Origin of the sequence: Streptomyces rhizoryzae (assembly GCF_023155275.1) — a bacterium.
GTDB classification, from domain to species: Bacteria; Actinomycetota; Actinomycetes; order Streptomycetales; family Streptomycetaceae; genus Streptomyces; species Streptomyces rhizoryzae.
Window position 1 is genome coordinate 25957 of record NZ_JALMUV010000026.1, and the last position, 19876, is coordinate 45832.

15 protein-coding genes are annotated in these 19876 nt (G+C 75.7%); 5 read left to right on the forward strand and 10 right to left on the reverse strand.

Translation table 11 applies throughout. From position 1 onward, the window contains the following. Positions 1 to 3: 3 nt before the first annotated feature. The 3 genes from MUU72_RS20740 to MUU72_RS20750 all read right to left on the reverse strand — a co-directional run bounded on the left by MUU72_RS20740 (position 4) and on the right by MUU72_RS20750 (position 3560). A complete protein-coding gene (locus MUU72_RS20740) occupies positions 4 to 375 on the reverse strand; it encodes an ATP-binding protein (protein ID WP_372503231.1) in 372 nt (123 codons plus the stop codon). A 332-nt stretch (positions 376 to 707) separates the two neighbouring features. Further along, on the reverse strand, positions 708 to 2450 hold the full coding sequence (locus MUU72_RS20745; RefSeq protein ID WP_248014833.1) for a pyruvate dehydrogenase: 1743 nt from the start codon (positions 2448 to 2450) through the stop codon (positions 708 to 710). A gap of 84 nt (positions 2451 to 2534) precedes the next feature. Next, entirely contained in the window at positions 2535 to 3560 is a 1026-nt protein-coding gene (locus tag MUU72_RS20750; RefSeq protein ID WP_248014834.1) for a protein phosphatase 2C domain-containing protein, read from the reverse strand. Positions 3561 to 4094: 534 nt separating this feature from the next. Between MUU72_RS20750 and MUU72_RS20755 the strand changes: the two genes are divergently transcribed. Next, a complete protein-coding gene (locus tag MUU72_RS20755) occupies positions 4095 to 4577 on the forward strand; it encodes a DUF456 domain-containing protein (protein ID WP_248014835.1) in 483 nt (160 codons plus the stop codon). A 94-nt stretch (positions 4578 to 4671) separates the two neighbouring features. On the opposite strand, the gene rsgA is transcribed toward MUU72_RS20755, so the two are convergent. The 3 genes from rsgA to MUU72_RS20770 form a co-directional block, all read right to left on the reverse strand. Beyond that, positions 4672 to 5778: a ribosome small subunit-dependent GTPase A gene (rsgA, locus tag MUU72_RS20760; protein ID WP_248014894.1), complete on the reverse strand. Its 1107-nt coding sequence runs from the start codon at positions 5776 to 5778 to the stop codon at positions 4672 to 4674. Between the two features lie 361 nt (positions 5779 to 6139). Then, positions 6140 to 6523, reverse strand: coding sequence for a MerR family transcriptional regulator (locus MUU72_RS20765; RefSeq protein WP_248014836.1), 384 nt, complete (start codon positions 6521 to 6523; stop codon positions 6140 to 6142). Positions 6524 to 6594: 71 nt separating this feature from the next. Next, a complete protein-coding gene (locus MUU72_RS20770) occupies positions 6595 to 6951 on the reverse strand; it encodes an ArsR/SmtB family transcription factor (RefSeq protein WP_248014837.1) in 357 nt (118 codons plus the stop codon). A gap of 62 nt (positions 6952 to 7013) precedes the next feature. Between MUU72_RS20770 and MUU72_RS20775 the strand changes: the two genes are divergently transcribed. Further along, positions 7014 to 8135 carry a cation diffusion facilitator family transporter gene (locus MUU72_RS20775; protein ID WP_372503232.1) on the forward strand — a complete coding sequence of 374 codons (1122 nt, stop codon included), beginning with the start codon at positions 7014 to 7016 and terminating at the stop codon, positions 8133 to 8135. Positions 8136 to 8168: 33 nt separating this feature from the next. On the opposite strand, the gene MUU72_RS20780 is transcribed toward MUU72_RS20775, so the two are convergent. From MUU72_RS20780 to MUU72_RS20790, 3 genes are all read right to left on the reverse strand, one after another. After that, a complete protein-coding gene (locus MUU72_RS20780; protein ID WP_248014839.1) occupies positions 8169 to 9227 on the reverse strand; it encodes a sodium:calcium antiporter in 1059 nt (352 codons plus the stop codon). 275 nt (positions 9228 to 9502) lie between these two features. Beyond that, a complete protein-coding gene (locus MUU72_RS20785) occupies positions 9503 to 10840 on the reverse strand; it encodes a cysteine desulfurase (protein ID WP_248014840.1) in 1338 nt (445 codons plus the stop codon). Then, positions 10827 to 12209, reverse strand: a complete 1383-nt coding sequence (locus MUU72_RS20790; protein ID WP_248014841.1) for a family 2B encapsulin nanocompartment shell protein — start codon at positions 12207 to 12209, stop codon at positions 10827 to 10829. Before MUU72_RS20790 ends, MUU72_RS20785 begins: the two co-directional genes overlap by 14 nt. Positions 12210 to 12639: 430 nt before the next feature. Here MUU72_RS20790 and MUU72_RS20795 point away from each other — a divergent pair, with 430 nt between their 5' ends. Together MUU72_RS20795 and MUU72_RS20800 are read left to right on the forward strand one after the other, a co-directional pair. Continuing rightward, the gene (locus MUU72_RS20795; protein WP_248014842.1) at positions 12640 to 15627 is read left to right on the forward strand and encodes a SpoIIE family protein phosphatase; all 2988 of its coding nucleotides are present in this window, start codon (positions 12640 to 12642) and stop codon (positions 15625 to 15627) included. A gap of 271 nt (positions 15628 to 15898) precedes the next feature. Beyond that, positions 15899 to 16381 (forward strand): hypothetical protein, encoded by a 483-nt coding sequence (locus tag MUU72_RS20800; RefSeq protein WP_248014843.1) that lies wholly within the window; start codon positions 15899 to 15901, stop codon positions 16379 to 16381. Between the two features lie 100 nt (positions 16382 to 16481). On the opposite strand, the gene MUU72_RS35355 is transcribed toward MUU72_RS20800, so the two are convergent. Further along, positions 16482 to 17024: a hypothetical protein gene (locus tag MUU72_RS35355; protein WP_282504371.1), complete on the reverse strand. Its 543-nt coding sequence runs from the start codon at positions 17022 to 17024 to the stop codon at positions 16482 to 16484. Between the two features lie 836 nt (positions 17025 to 17860). Between MUU72_RS35355 and MUU72_RS20810 the strand changes: the two genes are divergently transcribed. Beyond that, positions 17861 to 19831, forward strand: a complete 1971-nt coding sequence (locus MUU72_RS20810; protein WP_248014844.1) for an APC family permease — start codon at positions 17861 to 17863, stop codon at positions 19829 to 19831. Positions 19832 to 19876 lie beyond the last annotated feature (45 nt).

Below are 19876 nucleotides of genomic sequence, written 5' to 3' on the forward strand. Positions count from 1 at the left end.
GGGTCAGGCCGGTCCGCCCCCCAGCTCGAACCACACGCACTTCCCGGTGCCCTCGGACCGGATGCCCCAGTCGTCCGCCAGCGCCCGGACCAGCATCAGCCCCCGCCCGGACGTCCCGGCGGCGGAGGCGTCGCGCGGCTCGGGGCGGCGGGCGGCGAAGTCCCGCACCTCCACCCGCAGCCGGTCGGTGACCCGCGCCGTCACCACCGCGCCGCCCTCGGTGTGCAGCAGGGCGTTGGTGACCAGTTCACTGGTCAGCAGCACGGCGACCTCGGGATCCGCCGGTGCGCCGCCGTCCGGCGGCGCCCAGCGGGCCAATAACTCCCGCAGCTCCCGGCGCACTTCACCGACCGCCTTGCGATCGGCCTGCCGCACCTTCCGTTCCAGTATCCCGGGCGCCCGCACCGCGACCGCCCCGCCCCCGCCGTCCCCGTCCGCCTCCCGGCGTCTGTCCGGTCCCTCGCACCGCACGGGCTGACGCATGCTCCCCCCGCCCCCAACGAACCACCAGCGCTCTGCCTCGAACAGCCTCACGGTCAGCATTCCCACCGGGCCCGCCCCCATGCTTCCGCTTGGCGCCGGCCGCCGTGCCGCCGCTCACCCCGGCGGCCGGGGCGGTCTGCGGCGCTCCCCCGGGACGGCGGGCAGCGGGGCGGGCCGGGCGGCCGTTCCGCGACTGCCCGGAGCGGGCCGGTCCGCGGGCCGCCTCACCTCCGCGGGATGTTGCGCAGGTTGGACCGCGCCATCTGCACCATCCGTCCCACCCCGCCGTCCAGCACCATCTTCCCGGCCGACAGCGCGAAGCCGGAGACCATCTCCGCGCTGATCTTCGGCGGGATGGACAGCGCGTGCGGGTCGGTGACCACGTCCACCAGCGCCGGGCCCTTGTGCCGGAACGCGTCCCGCAGCGCGCCGCGCAGCTGCCGGGGCTTCTCCACCCGCACGCCGTAGGCACCGGCAGCGGTGGCGATCGCCGCGAAGTCGGGGTTGCGGTTGGTGGTGCCGTACGACGGCAGGCCGGAGACCATCATCTCCAGCTCCACCATGCCCAGCGAGGAGTTGTTGAACAGCACGATCTTCACCGGCAGGTCGTACTGGACCAGGGTGAGGAAGTCGCCCATCAGCATGGCGAATCCGCCGTCCCCCGACATCGAGACGACCTGCCGCCCCGGGTAGGTGAACTGGGCGCCGATCGCCTGCGGCAGCGCGTTGGCCATCGAGCCGTGACTGAACGAACCGATCACCCGGCGGCGGCCGTTGGGGGTCAGGTAGCGGGCCGCCCAGACGTTGCACATCCCGGTGTCGACGGTGAACACCGCGTCGTCGGCGGCCTCTTCGTCGAGCACCGAGGCGACGTACTCCGGGTGCAGGGGGATGTGCCGCTCGACCTTGCGGGTGTAGGCGCGGACCACGCCCTCCAGCGCGTCGGCGTGCTTCCGCAGCATCCGGTCGAGGAACTTCCGGTCGGTCTTCTCGCGCACCTTGGGCAGCAGGCAGCGCAGCGTCTCCCGGACGTCGCCCCAGACCGCGAGGTCCAGGGCGGTGCGCCGCCCCAGGTGCTCGGGCCGGACGTCCACCTGCACGATCCGCACGTCGTCCGGCAGGAACGCGTTGTACGGGAAGTCGGTGCCCAGCAGGATCAGCAGGTCGCACTCGTGGGTGGCCTCGTAGGCCGCGCCGTAGCCGAGCAGGCCGCTCATCCCGACGTCGTAGGGGTTGTCGTACTGGATCCACTCCTTGCCGCGCAGCGCGTGGCCGACCGGCGCCTTGACCCGCTCGGCGAACCGCATCACCTCGGCGTGCGCGCCCGCCGTGCCGCTGCCGCAGAACAGCGTGACCCGGTCGGCCCGGTCGACCATCCGGGCGAGGGCGTCGATCTCGTCGTCGCCGGGGCGGACGCAGGGCCGGGTGGTGACCAGGGCGTGCTCGGGGGCGCGTTCGGGGGCCGGTTCGGCGGCGATGTCGCCGGGCAGCGCGACGACCGCGACGCCGCCCTGCCCGACGGCGTGCTGGATCGCGGTCTGGAGCACCCGCGGCATCTGCCGGGTGCTGGAGATCAGTTCGCTGTAGTGGCTGCACTCGGCGAACAGCCGGTCGGGGTGGGTCTCCTGGAAGAAGGTGGTGCCGATCTCGCTGGAGGGGATGTGCGAGGCCAGCGCCAGGACCGGGGCCATCGAGCGGTGCGCGTCGTACAGGCCGTTGATCAGGTGGAGGTTGCCCGGCCCGCAGGACCCGGCGCAGGCCGCGAGCACGCCGGTGAGCTGGGCCTCCGCCCCGGCGGCGAAGGCGGCGGCCTCCTCGTGCCGCACCTGGATCCAGTCGATGGCGGCGTTGCGGCGGATGGCGTCCACCACCGGGTTGAGGCTGTCCCCCACCACCCCGTAGAGCCGCCGGACGCCGGCCCGCACCAGGATGTCGATGAACTGCTCGGCAACGGTCTGCTTGGCCACGGCAGAAGCCTCCTTTGGCGGGGACGGACGACGGGCGGCGCGGCCGGGCCGGTCACCGCCCCCTCCATCAATCCACGTCCGGCGCTACTCCGCCTCCGGGCGGTCCGAACGGCCCCGGCCGGCGGGGCCGGCCGGGAGGGGTTCCCAGACCGCGGCGGCCGTGTGGTCCCCGGTGGCGGCGGGGTCCGGCGGCTGAGCGGCGGTCAGGAAGTCCGCCGGGGCGGGCGGACCGGCCGACCAGGCGGCGGCCAGCCGGGCGGCGAGGCCGGGAGCGCCGCCGGTCAGCGGCCCGGCCAGCGCGGTACCGCACAGCAGCAGGACGTCGCCCGGGCGGCCGGTGACGGTGCGGAACCGGAACGGCGCCGGGCGCGGCCCGCCGTCCGGGTCGGGGCCGGGGCCGCCGTCCGGGTCCGCGCCCTCCCGGCCGCCCGGTGGTTCCAGGTCCTCCCAGGCGCCGTCGCGCAGCCGGAGGAGCCCGCCCGCGCCGACGCCGAAGAACACCCGGGCGCGGCAGTCCGGGTCGCCGGGCAGCAGCAGGCAGCGCAGCGCCGCCGGGGGCCCGCCGGGCGCGTCGTCCCGCTCCGCCGCGCGGCCGCGCAGGGTGCCGTACCCGCGGTCGGACAGGCGCCGCAGGCCCGCCCGGAGCGCGTCGTGGTGGCCGGTGCGGAGGTCGTGGGCCAGCCGGGTGGCGCCGCGGCCGACGGCGCCGCCGATCCAGGCGCAGGCGTCCCGGGCCACGCGCCCGGCGGCCGCTCCGGCGGCGGGCGCTCCGGTGGCGGTGGCCACCAGGAGCAGGGCGTCCGGGCCGGTGCCGAACCGGGCGGTCAGCAGCGCGTCGCGGCGCCCCTCGCCCCGTTCGCCCGCGCCGGTGCCGCACCGCGAGACGGCCCGGACGGCGAGCGGTCCGAACCGGGCGCTCTCCAGGGCGGTGCCGGGCACCAGGTCACCGAGCGCCTCGGGGTCGGCCTCGGGGAGCGTGCAGCGCCAGGGGGGCGCGGCGGGGGCGTCCCCGTCCGGCGGCTCGCCCGGCAGGGCCCGCCGCGGCGGCTCCCAGGGCCGCGGCTCCCAGCCGCTCGGCTCCCACGGCCGCGGCTCGAACCCGGTGGACACCCCGCCCCCGGGGGCCGCCGGAGGTGGGTCGGCTCCGCCCGGGACGGCTCCGGCGGCGGCGCCGGGGAGCGGGCTCACGAGGGGTGCGGTCGCGGGCGGCGGGCCCGCGGTCGGGGCGGCGCCGGGCGGGGCACCACCGGGCCACGGTGGGTCGACCGGGGGCGGGGCGGCCGCTGCCGGGGCGCCACCGGCGGCCCCTCCGGACTCCCCGGCCCCCCTCTGCCCGTCTTCCCCCTCCCCCTCCCCCTCTCCCTCCCCTTCCGCTGCCCCGCCGTCCTCCCCGTACAGCTCGCGCCACCACCAGTCGGCCTCTCCGCCACGGCCCCCGCCCGCCCCCTGCTGCTTCATGGGCGGCATTGTTCCGTGGGGCCCGGCGCCGGGACAGGGCGCGAAAAGGGCATTCCAGGAAGCGCGTCCGGGCCCCGTCCGGCAGGCTTGGGCCATGCGGGCCCGAAGAGAGCGCAGCGGACGTGCCGTCACGGGGCGCACGCCGCGCGGGTCGCGGCCCGGCGCCGGCGGCTCGGGGGGCGCCGCATGAACGTCTGGCAGCTGATCGCCGTCGGCGTCGTCCTGCTGCTCGGGGTGTTCGGGGTGCTGGTGCCCGGCATCCCGGGGCCGCTGGTGGTGTGGGCGGGGCTGCTGTGGTGGGCGACGACGGAGCGGACCGGCCTCGCCTGGACGGTGCTGATGGCGGCGACCGCCGTCCTGCTGCTCAGCGAGGTGCTCACGTGGCTGCTCCCGGCCCGCAGTCTGCGCGACGCGGGCACGCCCTACCGCACGCTGGTGTGGGCGGGCGTGGCCGGTATCGCGGGGTTCTTCCTGATCCCGGTGATCGGCTGCCCGCTGGGGGCGGTCGGCGGCCTCTACGTCCTGGAGCGGGCCCGCCTCGGCAGCCACGGCGACGCCTGGGCCGCCACCCGCACGGTGCTGCGGGCCATCGGGCTGAGCGTCCTGGTGGAGCTGTTCGCCTGCCTGCTCGTGGTGGGCGCCTGGACGGGGGCGGTGGTGGCCGGCTGACGGGCCGGTGCGGGACCGCCGTCCCCTGGAAAGGCCCCGCCCCGCCGGGGGACGGGCCCGAGGCCACCGCCCCGGGCCCGGCCCCGCGTCCCGTCTAGCGGCCGCGCTTGCGTTCCGCCAGGTGCCGGCCCAGCGCCTGCTTCCGCTTCCACTCGCGGCGGAGTTCGGCCCGTTGCCGGACGTCGGTCCGGGCCGCGATCCGCTGGTTCTCGCGCCGGAGCTTGCGGTAGCTCTCCAGCCGCCGGTACGCCAACGTGCCGTCCGCCACGGCACGTTGGACGGCGCAGTCCGGTTCGGTGCCGTGTGCGCAGTCGGGGAACCGGCAGTGCGCGGCCAGCTCGGCGACGTCGGCGAACGTCCGGGCCAGCCCGGTGTCCGCGTCCCACATCCCGACACCGCGCAGGCCCGGCGTGTCGATCAGTACGCCGCCGCCGGGCAGAACCAGCAGGTCGCGGGTGGTGGTGGTGTGCCGGCCCTTGCCGTCGCGGTCGCGGACCGCCCGGACGTCCTGGACGTCCGCGCCGACCACCGCGTTGGCCAGGGTGGACTTGCCGGCCCCGGACCGCCCCAGGAGGACGGAGGTGGAGCCGGCCAGTTCGGCGGTCAGCGCGGCCAGGCCGCCGCCGGTCGCCGCACTGACCGCCAGCACCCGGACGCCGGGGGCGGCGGCCGCCGCGTCCGCGACGAGGTGGGCCCGCACGGCCGGATCGGCCACCAGGTCGGCCTTGGTGAGGGCCACCAGCGGCTGCGCGCCGCTCTCCCACGCCAGGGCCACGAACCGCTCGACGCGGCCCGGGTCGAACGGTTCCGCGAGGGAGACCGCGACCACGGCGCGGTCCACGTTGGCGGCGAGGATCTGCGCCTCGGACCGCTTGGAGGAGGCCGACCGGAGGAGCGCCGTGCGGCGCGGCAGCAGCGCCCGTACCACGCCGTCCGGAGCGGCGCCGGTCCGGCCGTGCGCCAGGTCGAGGACGGCCCAGTCGCCGGTGCACGGGACCCGGGTGGGGTCGCCGGTGGCCACCGGCGCGGCGTCGGCGAGCACGGTGCGCACGCCGGGGCCGTCCGCCACGACGGCGTCCAGGCGGCCGCGGTCGACGCGGACCACCCGGCCGGGCACGAAGCCCCGCCCGGCGTGGGCGGCGAAGCGCTCCGCGAACCCCTCGTCCCAGCCGTAGGCGGCCAGCGGATGCGCGGCGGGCAGGGCGGGACGTGCGGGGAGGGCGGTGGGAGGGGAGTCGGGGGAGGGAACGGAGTCGGACGGCGCGGGGAACCACGAGTCGGACAACGGGAGGGCCTTTCGGGAAGGCGCGGTCCCGGGAAGAGGTCAGCCGGTGACCGCGGAGGCGGGGTCGAGGAGTGCGGTGCTCGTGCGGATGCGGGCCGTGCCCGTCGCCGTGGCGGTCATCGGTGCCACCTCCCGTGCCGTGGTCGAAAGGCGCGCGGCGGCGCGCGCCGGCCGCGGCGGACAAGTGCCGCGGCCCGGGCCGACGTTAGGGCAGCCGCCGCCCGGACCGCCAGCGGTTTTCTCCCGTCCGGTCCGCGGCCGGTCCGGGGCGCGGCGCCTACCCGCCGGTGCGCTCCGCGCCGTCGTAGGCGAGGACCGCGTCGAGGTACGCGGCGATGGCGTCGCGGTTGCGGGTCAGGCAGGAGATGCGGTCGGTCATCCGGTCGCGTTCGCGCCGCAGGGTGGCCAGCATCTCCGGGGTGGCGTCCGGGAAGTAGATCGTCCGGGGCCGGTCCAGGCAGGGCAGGATCTGCTTGATGATGCGGGTCGGCAGACCGGCGTCGAGCAGGCCGCGGATCTGGAGGACCCGGTCCACGAAGCGCTCGTCGTAGTCGCGGTAGCCGTTCGGGGTGCGGGCGGCGGCGATCAGGCCCTGCTCCTCGTAGTAGCGCAGCAGCCGGCGCGGGGTGCCGGTCCGTTCCGACAGTTCTCCGATCCGCACGGTGTCCGCCCTCCCCTTCCGCGCGCGGCGCGCCGGCCCCAGCATAGGGCGGGCGGCGGGCCGCCGGCCGGTCAGTCGTGCGGCGGCAGGTGGCGGATCCGGTGGTCGGCGGCGTTCAGCGCCTCGTCGACCAGCCGCCGCAGATGCCCGTGGCGCAGCGCGTAGACCGCCCGGCGGCCGTCCTTGCGGGTGGTGACGAGCCCGGCGAGCCGGAGCCGGGCGAGGTGCTGGCTCACGGAGGTGCGGGAGGCGCCGCAGGCACCGGTCAGGGTGGTGACGTCGGCCTCGCCGGCCGCCAGGCGGCGCAGCAGGGCCAGCCGGGTGCGGTCGGCGAGCAGGCCGAGGATCTCCACGGCGGCGGCCAGCCGCGCGCCGTCGTCCGGCTCCTGCGCACCGTGCGCAGCTGAGAGGTGCATGCGTGCGCTCATACGCACATAATGGGCGGACGAGGGGGTGCGGCACAAGTCGCGCCCCGGACGGCGGAGGTGCGATGCCCGTGACCGCGCAAGTACCGGACCCCGAGGCCCCCTCCCCCGGCGGCCCCCCGCACGACCACGATCACGACCACCACCCCGGCCCCGTCCACGGGGACGGGCACGGGCACCCGCACCCCGCCGACCGGTCGCGTGCGGCCCGGCTGCGGCACCGGCTCGGGCACGCCCTCACCCCGCACGGCCACGACGCCGCGGACCGGGTCGACCGGGCGCTGGCGACCTCCCGGGAGGGGCTGCGCACGCTGTGGCTGTCGTTCGCGGTGCTCGGCGCGACCACCGCGGTGCAGGCCGCGGTGGCGGTGCTGTCCGGTTCGGTGGCGCTGCTCGGCGACACCCTGCACAACGCCGCGGACGCGCTGACCGCCGTCCCGCTGGCCCTCGCCTTCGTCCTCGGCCGGCGGGCCGCCACCCGCCGCTACACCTACGGCTACGGCCGGGCCGAGGACCTCGCCGGGGTGGTCATCGTGCTGACCATCGCCGGGTCCGCGGTGCCCGCGCTGTGGACGGCCGCCGACCGGCTGCTGCACCCGCGCGACGTGCAGCACCTGTGGGCGGTCGCCGCGGCGGCGCTGGCCGGCTTCGCGGGCAACGAGTGGGTGGCGCGGCGCCGTATCCGCACCGGCCGCCGGATCGGCTCGGCGGCACTGGTCGCGGACGGCCTGCACGCCCGGACCGACGGTTTCACCTCGCTGGCGGTGCTGCTGGGCGCGGGCGGGTCGGCGCTGGGCGTGCGGGCCGCCGACCCGGTCATCGGCCTGCTGATCACCGGGGCGATCCTGCTGGTCCTCAAGGACGCGGCCCGGGAGGTGTTCCGGCGGCTGATGGACTCGGTGGACCCGGAGCTGGTGGCGGCCGCCGAGACCGCGCTGCGCGGCGTGCCGGGCGTACGGGGCGTCGGGCAGCTGCGGATGCGCTGGATCGGGCACACCCTGCGGGCCGAGGCGGACATCGTCCTGGACCCGCGGCTGACCGTGGCCCGCGCGCACCGGATCGCGGTGGCCGCCGAGCACGCGCTGATCCACGGTGTGCCCCGGCTGACGGCGGCCACCGTGCACACCGACCACACCCCGGAGGACGGCGGGGCGGACCCGCACGCGGCGCTCGCCCACCACGCCTGACCCCGCCGTCCGGCGGCCCGCCCCGCCCCGGGCTCAGCCGAGGATCACGAACAGCCCCAGCCCGAACACCGCGTAGAACCCGGCGGCCAGGGCCAGCCGCCCGGCGGTCAGGGCGCGGGTCCGCATCAGCACCAGCAGGTAGCCGATCGCCACCATGGTGACGATGCCGGACCACACCAGGGCGGTGTCGAAGTGCCAGCGGGTGAAGAGCAGTCCCAGGCCGCTGGGGACGGTGGCCTGGATCATCATGGCGCCGGAGATGTTGGCCAGCGCCAGCTTGGTCTTGCCCTGGCGCACCCAGATCACCGCGTTCATGATCTCCGGCAGTTCGGTGGCGACCGGGGACAGCAGCAGCGCGGTGACCGTGGTGGACAGGCCGAGCATCGGGCCGATGGCGTCCAGCTGGTGGACGAAGAGCTGCGAGGCGAAGAAGATCACCACCAGGGTGGCCAGGGTCTGCGCGACGACCGCCCAGGTCGCCGGGGACGCCGCCTTGGGCTGGAACTTCAGCGGCTCCAGCTCGACGCCCTCGTCGTCCTCCTCGTGGTCGCCGCGGATCTCCCGCCAGAAGTAGACCGCGTACACCGCGAAGAAGGCCAGGCCCAGCACCGGCTTGAAGGCGAAGGCGACCAGGCCGAGCGCGACCTTGACGACGAAGACCGGCAGGAACCAGCTCTGGTCCTTGGCCAGCCGCCGCAGGTCCCGCTCCGAGCCGAGCGGCGCACCGGCCTCACCGGCGGCTCCCGGCGCCCGGTCCGCGGGCGCCCCGGCCGGGACCGCCGCGCGCCGCCGGCGCCGCTGGAGCAGCAGCATCGCCCCGGTCACGCCGTACGCCACGGTGGCCAGCGCCAGCGGGCCGCCCATCGCGGCGCCGACGCCGATGTCCTTGGCCTCGGGGGTGGCGCCGGTGGTCACCGCCACCAGGGTCACCACGGACTCCGGGAGGGCGGTGCCGAACGCGGCCAGGATGGTGCCCACCGCCATCCGGCCCACGTTGAGCCGCTCACCCAGCCATTCCACGGCGTTGACGAACCACTCGCAGGAGAGGTAGATCGCCACCGCGCACACGATGAGCAGGACGAAATGCAACACGCTGATCGTCAGCCTTTCCGCTCCGGCGGCATCGAGGCGACCGGCGTGGGAGCGGCGGCACGGCTTCGACCCCGCCGACGCACGATAAATCGTCGACAAAGGGCCGAAGGTCTCGCCCGCCCGCGCAGTGACTGCGTGGGCCCGGCCACCGGGAGCCGTGGCTCCAGTGTGTCGACGACCGGTTCGCGGGGCTACTCCCCTTCGCAGCCCCCCACCCTACACACCGCGGGTGTCCGGTGGCGGCCGCGGGGCCGCGGGGCGGCCCCCGGGGGCTTTCAGCCGGAGCGCTGCATCCGCCGCAGCGAGGCGGCCAGCCGGTCCACCTCCTCCGGGGTGTTGTAGAGGGCGAGCGAGGCGCGGACCGCGCTGTCGAGGCCGTAGTGCGCCAGGGCCGGCTGGGCGCAGTGGTGGCCGGCCCGCACGGCGATCCCGTCCCGGTCCAGCCAGGCCGCGACCGCGGCCGGGTCGTGGCCGGCGAGGGTGAAGGCCAGGACCGCGATCCGCTCCGGCGCGTCGCCGATCACGTCCAGCCCCGGCACCCCGGCCAGGGCCTGGCGGGCGTGCTCCAGCAGCCCGGCCTCGTACGCGGCGACCGCCTCCCGGTCGAAGCCGGTCAGCCAGGTCACCGCGGCGAGCAGGCCGACCACCCCGGCGATGTGCCCGGTACCGGCCTCCAGGCGGTGCGGGACCGGGGCGTAGTCGGTGCGGTCGAAGGAGACCGACTCGATCATGTTGCCGCCGCCCTGCCAGGGCGCCATCGCCGCCAGGAGCTCCGGTTTGGCGTAGAGCGCGCCGATACCGGTGGGGGCGAACAGCTTGTGGCCGGAGAAGACGTAGAAGTCGGCGTCCAGGGCGCGGACGTCGACCGGGAAGTGGGCCACCGCCTGCGCCCCGTCGACCAGGACCCGGGCGCGGTAGCGGTGGGCCAGCGCGGTCATCTCGGCGACCGGCGGGACGGTGCCGAGGACGTTCGACGCCTGGCTGAGCGCCACCAGCCGGGTGCGCACGGAGAGCCGGTCGGCGTAGGCATCCAGGTCGATCTGCCCGTCCGGCCGCAGCGGGACCGGCACGACCCGGGCCCGGGTCTCCTTGGCCACCAGCTGCCAGGGGACGATGTTGGAGTGGTGCTCCAGCACCGGGACGAGGATGTCGTCGCCGGGCCCGAGGTTGGCCCGGCCCCAGCTCTGCGCGACGAGGTTGACCGCCTCGGTGGTGCCCCGGACGAAGACGATCTCGTCGGGGGAGGCCGCGCCCAGGAAGCGGGCGACCGCGGCCCGGCCCGCCTCGTACGCCTCGGTGGCCTCGCGGGCCATGGTGTGGGCGCCGCGGTGGATGTTGGAGTTGCCCGCCCCGTAGAAGCCGGCCACCGCCTCGATGACCTGCCGGGGCTTGTGGGTGGTGGCGCCGTTGTCGAGCCAGACCAGCGGTTGGCCGTTGACGCTCCGGTGCAGCGCCGGTACGTCCCGGCGCGCCGCCTCCGGCGCGAACGCGGGCGGCGGGGCGAGCAGCTCCGGCGCGAACGCCGGCCGTTCGCCAGCGAACTGACGGGCCGTCGGGTCCGTTGCGCCGGGCGCCTTCGCCGCGGCGGCCGCCAGGGAATCAGGCGTAGTCATGGTAGCGGGACACCTCGACGTTCTGGAGGACCGCGACGGCGTCCTCGACCAGCACCGCGGCGTTGAAGTACGCGGTCATCAGGTACGAGGTGATGCCCCTGGTGTCGACGCCCATGTTCCGCATGGCCAGGCCCGGTTCGATCTCGTCCGGGACGCTCGCCGGGCGCAGCCCGACCACGCCCTGCTCGGCCTCACCGACCCGCATCAGCAGGATCTCGGTGGTGCCGGTGCCCGCCCCGCCGGAGAACCGCACCTTGTCGGAGGGCAGCAGCGGCACCCCTCGCCAGGTCAGCAGCGGGCTGCCGAAGCGGGTGTCGATGACCGGGGGCACGCCCCGGCGGGTGCACTCCCGGCCGAACGCGGCGATCGCCCGGGGGTGCGCGAGGAAGTAGCCGGGCTGCTTCCAGACCCGGGTGAGCAGTTCGTCGAGGTCGTCGGGGGTGGGGGCGCCGTGCCGGGCCTGGACCCGCTGGCCGGGCGCGACGTTGCGGAAGAGGCCGTACTCGGGGTGGTTGAGCAGCGACGCCTCCTGCCGTTCGCGCAGCGCGTGCGCGGTGAGGTTGGCCTGCGCGCGGGTCTGGTCGATCGGGCCGTTGTAGAGGTCGGAGACCCGGGTGTGGACCCGCAGCACGGTCTGGGCCAGCGTCATGTGGTACTCGCGGGGCGCGTCCTCGTAGTCGACGAAGGTCGCCGGCAGGTCGGGTTCCCCGGTGTGCCCGGAGCTGAGGTCGACCGGCACCTCGCTGCCCGGCAGCACCCCGTCGGCGGCGAGGTAGGCGTCCAGCGCGGTGCGCAGGGCCGGGTCGCGGTCGGCCAGCCGGGCGAGGTGGCCGCGGTCCAGGCAGAGCGCCGTACCGGGGGTGAGCGCGGTGACCCGGTACGGTACGGGCTCGCCGCGCGTCCAGGCGTCGAGGTCGAAGAACTGGCCGTCGCCGACCACCTCCAGCAGCGCCTCCTCGCCGTAGCGGCCGCGCGCCCGCTTCTCGGCCCGGCCCTGCGCCAGCACGACCAGACGCCCCGTCAGGTCGCCGTCGTCCGCGAGGACTTCTCCCGCGTCGAAGGACAACACCTCGAAGGAACCGGCGAGTTCGGCCAGCAGCTCCTCGTCCGCCTGGCGCAGATAGGGGAGTTCGCGCAGGTCGCCGGGGATGACGCGGTGGGTGTCGCCGTCCTGGTAGGTGCTGAGCCGGTCGTCGCCGAGGACATAGGTGCGGCGGCGGTTGACGCGGAAGACGCCCGCCTCGACGTCCACCCAGGGCAGGGCGCGCAGCAGGTAGCGCGGGGTGATGCCGCGCATCTGGGGGGCGGTCTTGGTGGTGGTGGCGAGTTGCCGCGCCGCGTCCGGGGCGAGACTCATCCGGTCGTTCACGGGACCTCCTGCGGGACTCGTAGGTGTGCCGGACGGCCGGCGCGGCCGGCGGCACGCGGGGACGACCGGATCGTCGGGCCGGGAGGCGGCGCCCCGCAACGGCCCGTCGGCCGGCCCGCGGCCGGAAACGCTCGGTGCCCCGATCTCGCCTTCCGGATGCCCGTTTGATTACGGTGCGTCGCCGATCCGACACGCCCTGCGAGACAAGGCCCCGGAAGCGCACCTTCCGCACTCCCCCGGCCCGCGCCGCCGCGCACCCCACCCCCGCATCCGACCAAATCAGGCCCCATAAGAGACCTTTCCGTTACCAAAAGGAACCCTTATGGTCTTATGGCGCAGCCGACCGCCCCCCAGGGGCGCACAATGCTAAATATGGCGCGTGATGGAAAATTTCGGGCGAAAAGGTGATGACCGGCGTCGTCTTCGCTCGGTGCCGAGCGCGCACAGCGTCGCGGGCCAGGTGCTCGTCCTCCAGCTGGCCCTCGTCGCGCTGCTGGTGGTCGCCGCCGGCGCGACCCTCGCGCTCCAGGCCCGGCAGGCGAGCCTGGCGGAGGCCAAGCAGCGCTCGGCGGTCGCCGCCCGCGCGTTCGCCCACGCCCCCGGCACCGCGGCCGCGATGCAGTCCGCCGACCCCACCGCCCGGCTCCAGCCCCGCGCCGAGGACGCCCGCAAGGAAGCCGGCCTCGACTACCTCGTCGCGTTCAGCCCCACCGGCATCCGCTGGACCCACCCCGACCCGAAACTGATCGGCAAGCGCGTCCCCGGCGGCTACGGCCCCGCGCTCGCCGGCCGCACCGTCACCTCCACCTCCACCTCCGCCTTCGGCCGCGCGGTCGACACCACCGTGCCCGTCCGCAGCTCCCGCGGCACCGTCGTCGGCCTGGTCGCCGCCGGCATCAAGGTCCAGCGGACCGACGAGTGGGCGCTCCAGCGGCTGCCGCTGCTGATCGGCAGCGCGGCCGGCGCCCTGGTCGTCGGCGGCCTCGGCGCCGCCCTGGTCAGCCGCCGGCTGCGACGGCAGACCCACGGCCTGGACCCGGCCGAGATGACCCGGATGTACGACCACCACGACGCCGTCCTGCACGCCGTCCGCGAAGGCGTCCTGATCCTCGGCAGCGACGGCCGGCTGGTCCTCGCCAACGACGAGGCGCGCCGCCTCCTCGCCCTCCCCGACGACGCCGAGGGCCGCCGGGTCACCACCCTCGGCCTGGGACCGGAGCTCACCGCCCTGCTGGCCTCCGGGCGCGCCGCCACCGACGAGGTGCACCCCGCCGGCGACCGGCTGCTCGCGGTGAACATCCGCCCCACCGGCCCCTACGGCGGCCCCCCGGGCTCCGCCGTCACCCTCCGCGACACCACCGAACTCCAGGCCCTGACCGGCCGGGCCGAGGTCGCCCAGCGGCGGCTGAAGCTGCTCTACGACGCGGGCATGCGGATCGGCAGCACCCTCGACATCGCCCGCACCGCGCGGGAGCTGGCCGAGGTCGCGGTCCCCCGCTTCGCCGACGTGGTCTCCGTCGAACTGCTGGAACCCGTCCTGCGCGGCGACGAACCGGACGGCGGGCACGGCCCGATGCGGCGGCTGGCGGTCCGCGGCGTCCCCGAGGACTCCGCCGTCTACCGCGTCGGCGAGCAGGTCCGCTTCGCCCCCGGCAGCCCGATCGCCGAAGGCATCGCCGAGGCCCGCCCGGTCCTCATCCCCGACCTGAGCGCCGAACACGCCTGGCGCGCCCAGGAACCCGCCGACACCCAGCGCATCCTCGACAACGGCATCCGCTGCCTGATCGCCGTACCGCTGCGGTCCCGCGGCGTGGTGCTGGGGCTGGCCAACTTCTGGCGGGGCGGGGCCTCCGAACCGTTCGGCGCGGAGGACCTCTCGTTCGCCGAGGAGCTGGCCGCGCGGGCCGCGGTCTCCATCGACAACGCCCGCCGCTACACCCGCGAGCACGCCACCACCATCACCCTCCAGCGCAGCCTGCTGCCGCGCGCCCTGCCCGCGCAGTCCGCCCTGGAGGTGGCCCACCGCTACCTGCCCGCCCGGGCCGGTGTCGGCGGCGACTGGTTCGACCTCATCCCGCTCCCCGGCGCCCGGGTCGCCCTGGTCGTCGGCGACGTCGTCGGCCACGGCCTGCACGCCGCCGCCACCATGGGCCGGCTGCGCACCGCCGTCCTGAACTTCTCCGCCCTCGACCTGCCCCCCGACGAACTCCTCGGCCACCTCGACGAACTGGTCAGCCACATCGACACCGACGAAGCCGGCTCCGAGTGGTCCGACGCCGCCGTCCCCCCACTCCCCCACGCGCCGCCCGGAGCCCCGGGCGGACCGTCGCACGGGGCGCCGGGGCCGCGGCCCGGACGGTCCGGCCGCCCGGACCGCCCCGCGGACGGCTCACCGAAGGGCCCGCCCGCCGGGCCGTCGGGGGACCCGCCCGACAGCCCGCCGGAGGGGCCGCCCCACGATTCACCGGACGGAGACCCCCTCGGCGCACCGGACGGCCCGCCCCTCGGCGCACCGGGCGGCCCGGCGGAGCCCCTGGACGAATCCCTGGTCGGTGACGGCGGCGCCGGCATCACCGGCGCCACCTGCCTCTACGCCATCTACGACCCGGTCGGCGGCTGCGTCACCCTGGCCCGCGCCGGCCACCCCGGCCCGGCCGTGATCCGCCCCGACGGAACGGTGTCCTTCCCCGACGTACCGGTCGCCCCGCCGCTCGGCCTGGGCGGCGGCATGCCCGTCGAAACCAGCGAACTCGTCCTCCCCGAGGGCTCCCGGCTCGTCCTGTACACCGACGGGCTCATCGAGGACCGCGACCGCGATATCGACACCGGCCTGACCCTGCTGCGCCGCACCCTCGTGGCCGGTCCGCACCGCGACCCGGAGGAGACCTGCACCGCCGTCCTGGACGCCATGCTGCCCGAGCACCCCAGCGACGACATCGCCCTGCTGGTGGCCCGTACGCGCCTGCTCGACCCGGACCGGGTCGCCGAGTGGGACGTGCCCTCCGACCCCGCGGCCGTCGGCCCGATCCGCTCCGCCTGCATGCGGACCCTGGAGACATGGGGGCTGGCCGAGGCCGGCTTCACCACCGAGCTGATCCTCAGCGAACTGATCACCAACGCCATCCGCTACGGCGCCCAGCCCATCCGCGTTCGCCTCCTGTACGACCGCGCCCTGATCTGCGAGGTCTCCGACGGCACCAGCGCCTCCCCGCACCTGCGGCGGGCCGCCACCACCGACGAGGGCGGGCGCGGACTGTTCCTGGTTGCCCAGTTCGCCCAGCGGTGGGGGACGCGCTACACCCCCGGCGGCAAGGTCATCTGGACCGAGCAGTCCCTCGACGACGTGGGCCCCTCGGGCGGCCCCGCGGACGACGGCATCGACACCCTCCTCGACCAATGGGACGAACCGGCCCGGTGACCCCCGCCCCGCGGCCCCGCGCCCCGGATGCACCCCCACCCGCCCCTGGCTAACCTCGACCGAAGGGCCGCCCACCACCGCCCCGGCCGCCCCCGGCAACCACCAGCCCCGGCAGCCCCGGCCACCACCGCCGCTCGGAGGCCGGGCCGGGCGGGGTACGGCGGTCCGGGTACCGCCGGCGGGGCCCCGGTACGGCTCGGTACGGCTGCCGCCGGACCCCCGCCCCGCAGAGCCCCCAGGCAGCCCGTCCGCACGACTCAGGAGGCCCCAGATGCTGAAGGTGCTCGAACCCCGCGACATCGCCCCCCGCCTCACCACCGGCGCGTTCATCCTGAACTCCGGGCTGACCAAGTGGGGCGCGGACCGGCAGACGGCGGAATCCGTACACGGCATGGCCAGCACGGCGTACCCGTTCCTGGCGAAACTGCCCCCCGAACGGTTCACCCGTTTGCTGGCGGCCTCGGAGATCGCCATCGGCGGCGCCCTGCTCGCCCCGCTCGTCCCGACCCGGCTGGCGGGCCTGGCCCTGACCGGCTTCGCGGGCGGACTGGTCGGCCTCTACCTCCGGCTCCCCGGGATGCGCGAACCGGGCAGCCTCCGCCCCACCCAGAACGGCATCCCGCTGGCCAAGGACGTCTGGATGCTGGGCACCGGCCTCGGCCTTCTCTGCGCCTCCTCCCGCAAACGCACCCCCCACCCCTGCCGCCACACCCGCCGCCACCGCCACCACACGTGCCCCCGCTGCCGCCACTGACCCCGGCCGCCCGGGGCGAGCCACCGCGCCTGCGCCACGAGTGCCGAGCCCCCGGGAGCCACGGCCGAACGCTGTGAGCGCGCCCGGGGCGGTTCGCGCCCTACGCGGACCTGCCCCGGGCGCGAACCGCCCTCGCCACCCGCCCGGCCCGGAGCACCCGCGCCACCCCCGCGCACACCGCCCCTGCCAGCCCCGCCGCGGCGAGCACCCAGAAGCTGGCGCGGTCGGCCTGGTGCCAGGCCAGTTCCGCGCGCTGGTGCACCACGAAGCCGTCGAAGAACATCCAGGAGACGAGGACGACGGCCGGGACCAGGCGGAGCCGGGCCGCCGCCGTGACGGCGACGGTCAGCAGCGCGAAGGCGGCGAGCGAGAACGTGAGGTGGGCGGCCTGTCCGGTGACCAGCAGGGCCGTCACCGCGACGGCGGCCACGGCGGCCCCGACCGGCAGCGCGAGGTCGCGCCCCAACTCGTCCGCGCGGGGCGCGGCACGGCCCGTGCGGGCAGCAGGCGGCGCACCGGGCCCGGCGTGCCCGATCCCGGGTCCGCGGGCGGCCGGGCTGCCGGCGGTGGCCGGGGCGTTCCGGGCGGGCTCGGAGGCCGGGGCGGGCGTGGGGGTGGGGGTGGGGTGCTGGAGGGTGGCCATGGGCACCTCCTGGGGCCGGCCCCGGCGCGGGGCTCCGGTACGGGTGGGGGCGGTCTGGCGTCCGGGGCGGGCGATCCGGTGCCGGCCGGCGGGCGGCCTGGTGGCAGGGGCGTGTGGGGGAAGGGTCTGGGGACAGGGTGCGCGGGGCAGGGGGTCGGTACGCGGGTTGGCCGGGAAATTGACGTCGTGTGTACGCGGGGCGGGGGGATTCTGACGTGTTCCTGACGCGGGGGCCGGGTGCCGGATGGTTCCGGACGCGCCCCTGGGGGTGGGGGGTGCGGGGTATGTGTTGCATACTCGCTCCTCGTCGCCCGGGTTCCCGGGCACACGAGGAGCGAAAGGGGACAGATAGCAACAGACGGGTGGGAAGCGGGTTCGTGCCTGGCGTCGTCGAGGCGGTGGCCCGGCGGTCGTACCGCTCATCCGTTTCGTTTTCCTGACTCCTTGTTCTCCGTTCTCCGTTCTCCGGGTTCCGCGCACGGCGCGGGCCGCGCGGTGCGCAGGCCCGGGGCGCAGGGCCTGGACGCGACGGCGGTGCCGCCGTCGGGTGCGGGCCGGGGCTTCGAGGCGTGGGCCGGGACCGGGCGGGCAACCGACCGGGCAGCGGCACCGGGCCGAGCGGTCGTCCGCCAGGACGTACCGACGGGACGAGCCGACAAGACCTACCGGCAGGACGAACCGGCGGCACGAACCGTCGGCCTCGGAGCCCGTCCCGCCCCCGACCTCACCCCCGACCTCCAACTCCCGACCCCGACCCCGACCAACCCCCCAACCAACCCCCCACCCCGCCCTCAGGCGCGGGGATGGATGAATGACGATCGGCAGGACGTGGCCGCATGACCAGTACGCAGGTGGACCCCACTCCGCCGCCCGCCGCCGCCGCACCGAGGTGGCGGTCCTGGCTGCTGGACGGACTCAGCGAGCAGCGTGCCCGCCACCCCGGGCCGCACGGGACGCCGCCCGCCGAGCACAAGGGGCACTCGTGGTGGCGGGTGATGTGCCTGACGGGTGTCGACTACTTCTCGACGCTCGGGTACCAGCCGGGTATCGCGGCGCTGGCGGCGGGGCTGCTGTCGCCGTTCGCGACGCTGGTGCTGATCGCGCTGACGCTGCTGGGCGCGCTGCCCGTCTACCGGCGGGTGGCCAAGGAGAGCCCGCACGGCGAGGGTTCGATCGCGATGCTGGAGCGGCTGCTGCCCTGGTGGGCGGGGAAGCTCCTGGTGCTGGTGCTGCTGGGGTTCGCGGCCACGGACTTCGTGATCACGATGACGCTGTCGGCGGCGGACGCCTCGGCCCATGTGGTGGAGAATCCTTTCGCCCCGGCGGCGCTGCACGGTGCGAACCTGTGGATCACGCTGGTGCTGCTCGCAGCGCTCGGGGCCGTCTTCCTCAAGGGCTTCCGGGAGGCGATCGGCATCGCGGTGGCGCTGGTGGGCGTCTACCTGGTGCTCAATGTGGTGGTGCTGGCCACGTCGGCGTGGCAGGTGCTGTCGCACCCGGTGGCGATCGGCAACTGGTGGGACGCGATGACCGCGCAGCATTCGTCGCCGCTGGCGGTGGTCGGGGTGGCGCTGCTGGTCTTCCCGAAGCTGGCGCTGGGCATGTCCGGTTTCGAGACCGGTGTGGCGGTGATGCCGCAGGTGCGTGGTGGCGCGGGCGACACGGCGGAGAAGCCGGCGGGCCGGATCCGGGACACCCGGCGGCTGCTGACCACCGCTGCGCTGATCATGAGTGGTTTCCTGCTGCTGTCGAGTCTGGCGACCACGATCCTGATCCCGCAGAAGGAGTTCGCGGCGGGCGGCGCGGCGAACGGGCGGGCGCTGGCGTATCTGGCGCACCAGCACCTGGGTGAGGCGTTCGGCACGGTCTACGACATCTCGACGATCGCGATCCTGTGGTTCGCGGGGGCGTCGGCGATGGCGGGGCTGCTGAACCTCGTCCCGCGGTATCTGCCGCGGTACGGCATGGCGCCGGAGTGGACCCGTGCGGTGCGGCCGCTGGTGCTGATCTTCCTGGCGATCGCGTTCGGGATCACGATCGTGTTCGACGCGAGTGTGGACGGCCAGAGCGGGGCGTACGCGACGGGTGTGCTGGTGCTGATGCTGTCGGCGTCGTTCGCGTCGACGGTGGCGGCGCGGCACCGCGGGCACCGGGGCGCGGCCGTCGGGTTCGGGGCGATCACCTTGGTGTTCGGGTACACGCTGGTCACGAATGTGATCGAGCGGCCGGACGGTTTGAAGATCGCGCTGCTGTTCATCCTGGGGATCCTGCTGACCTCGTTCGCGTCGCGGGTGCACCGGGCGTTCGAGCTGCGGGCCGCGGACGTGGTGTTCGACGCGACGGCGGAGCGGCTGATCGAGGAGGCGATGGCGGCGGGGCCGCTGCGGGTGATCGCCAACGAGCCGCAGGAGCAGGACGCCGAGGACTACCGGGAGAAGGAGTACAGCCAGCGGGAGGAGACGCACATCCCCGACGGCGGGCCGGTGCTGTTCCTGGAGGTGCTGGTCGAGGACTCGTCGGACTTCACCGCGGAGCTGCACGTGCACGGGGTGGAGCGGTACGGGACGCGGATCCTGCGGGTGGAGGGCGCGGGGGTGCCGAACACCCTGGCGGCGGTGCTGATGCGGCTGCGGGACCGTACGGGCCAGGTGCCGCACATCTACTTCAACTGGACGGAGGGGCATCCGCTGAGCCACCTGCTGCGGTTCCTGGTGTTCGGTGACGGGGAGGTGGCGCCGGTCACCCGGGAGGTGCTGCGGCGGGCGGAGCCGGATCTGCGGCGGCGGCCGCGGGTGCACGTGGGCTGAGTCCGCCCGGGTGCCCCGCGCCCGTCTCCCGTGCCGCTCGGCCGC

What these genes read in the sequence shown, in the direction of transcription:
- MUU72_RS20755 (WP_248014835.1), top strand. Translation starts at nt 4,095, where the DNA reads ATGAACGTCTGGCAGCTGATCGCCGTCGGCGTCGTCCTGCTGCTCGGG.
- MUU72_RS20770 (WP_248014837.1), bottom strand. Translation starts at nt 6,951, where the DNA reads ATGAGCGCACGCATGCACCTCTCAGCTGCGCACGGTGCGCAGGAGCCG.
- MUU72_RS20775 (WP_372503232.1), top strand. Translation starts at nt 7,014, where the DNA reads ATGCCCGTGACCGCGCAAGTACCGGACCCCGAGGCCCCCTCCCCCGGC.
- MUU72_RS20785 (WP_248014840.1), bottom strand. Translation starts at nt 10,840, where the DNA reads ATGACTACGCCTGATTCCCTGGCGGCCGCCGCGGCGAAGGCGCCCGGC.
- MUU72_RS20800 (WP_248014843.1), top strand. Translation starts at nt 15,899, where the DNA reads ATGCTGAAGGTGCTCGAACCCCGCGACATCGCCCCCCGCCTCACCACC.
- MUU72_RS35355 (WP_282504371.1), bottom strand. Translation starts at nt 17,024, where the DNA reads ATGGCCACCCTCCAGCACCCCACCCCCACCCCCACGCCCGCCCCGGCC.
- MUU72_RS20810 (WP_248014844.1), top strand. Translation starts at nt 17,861, where the DNA reads ATGACCAGTACGCAGGTGGACCCCACTCCGCCGCCCGCCGCCGCCGCA.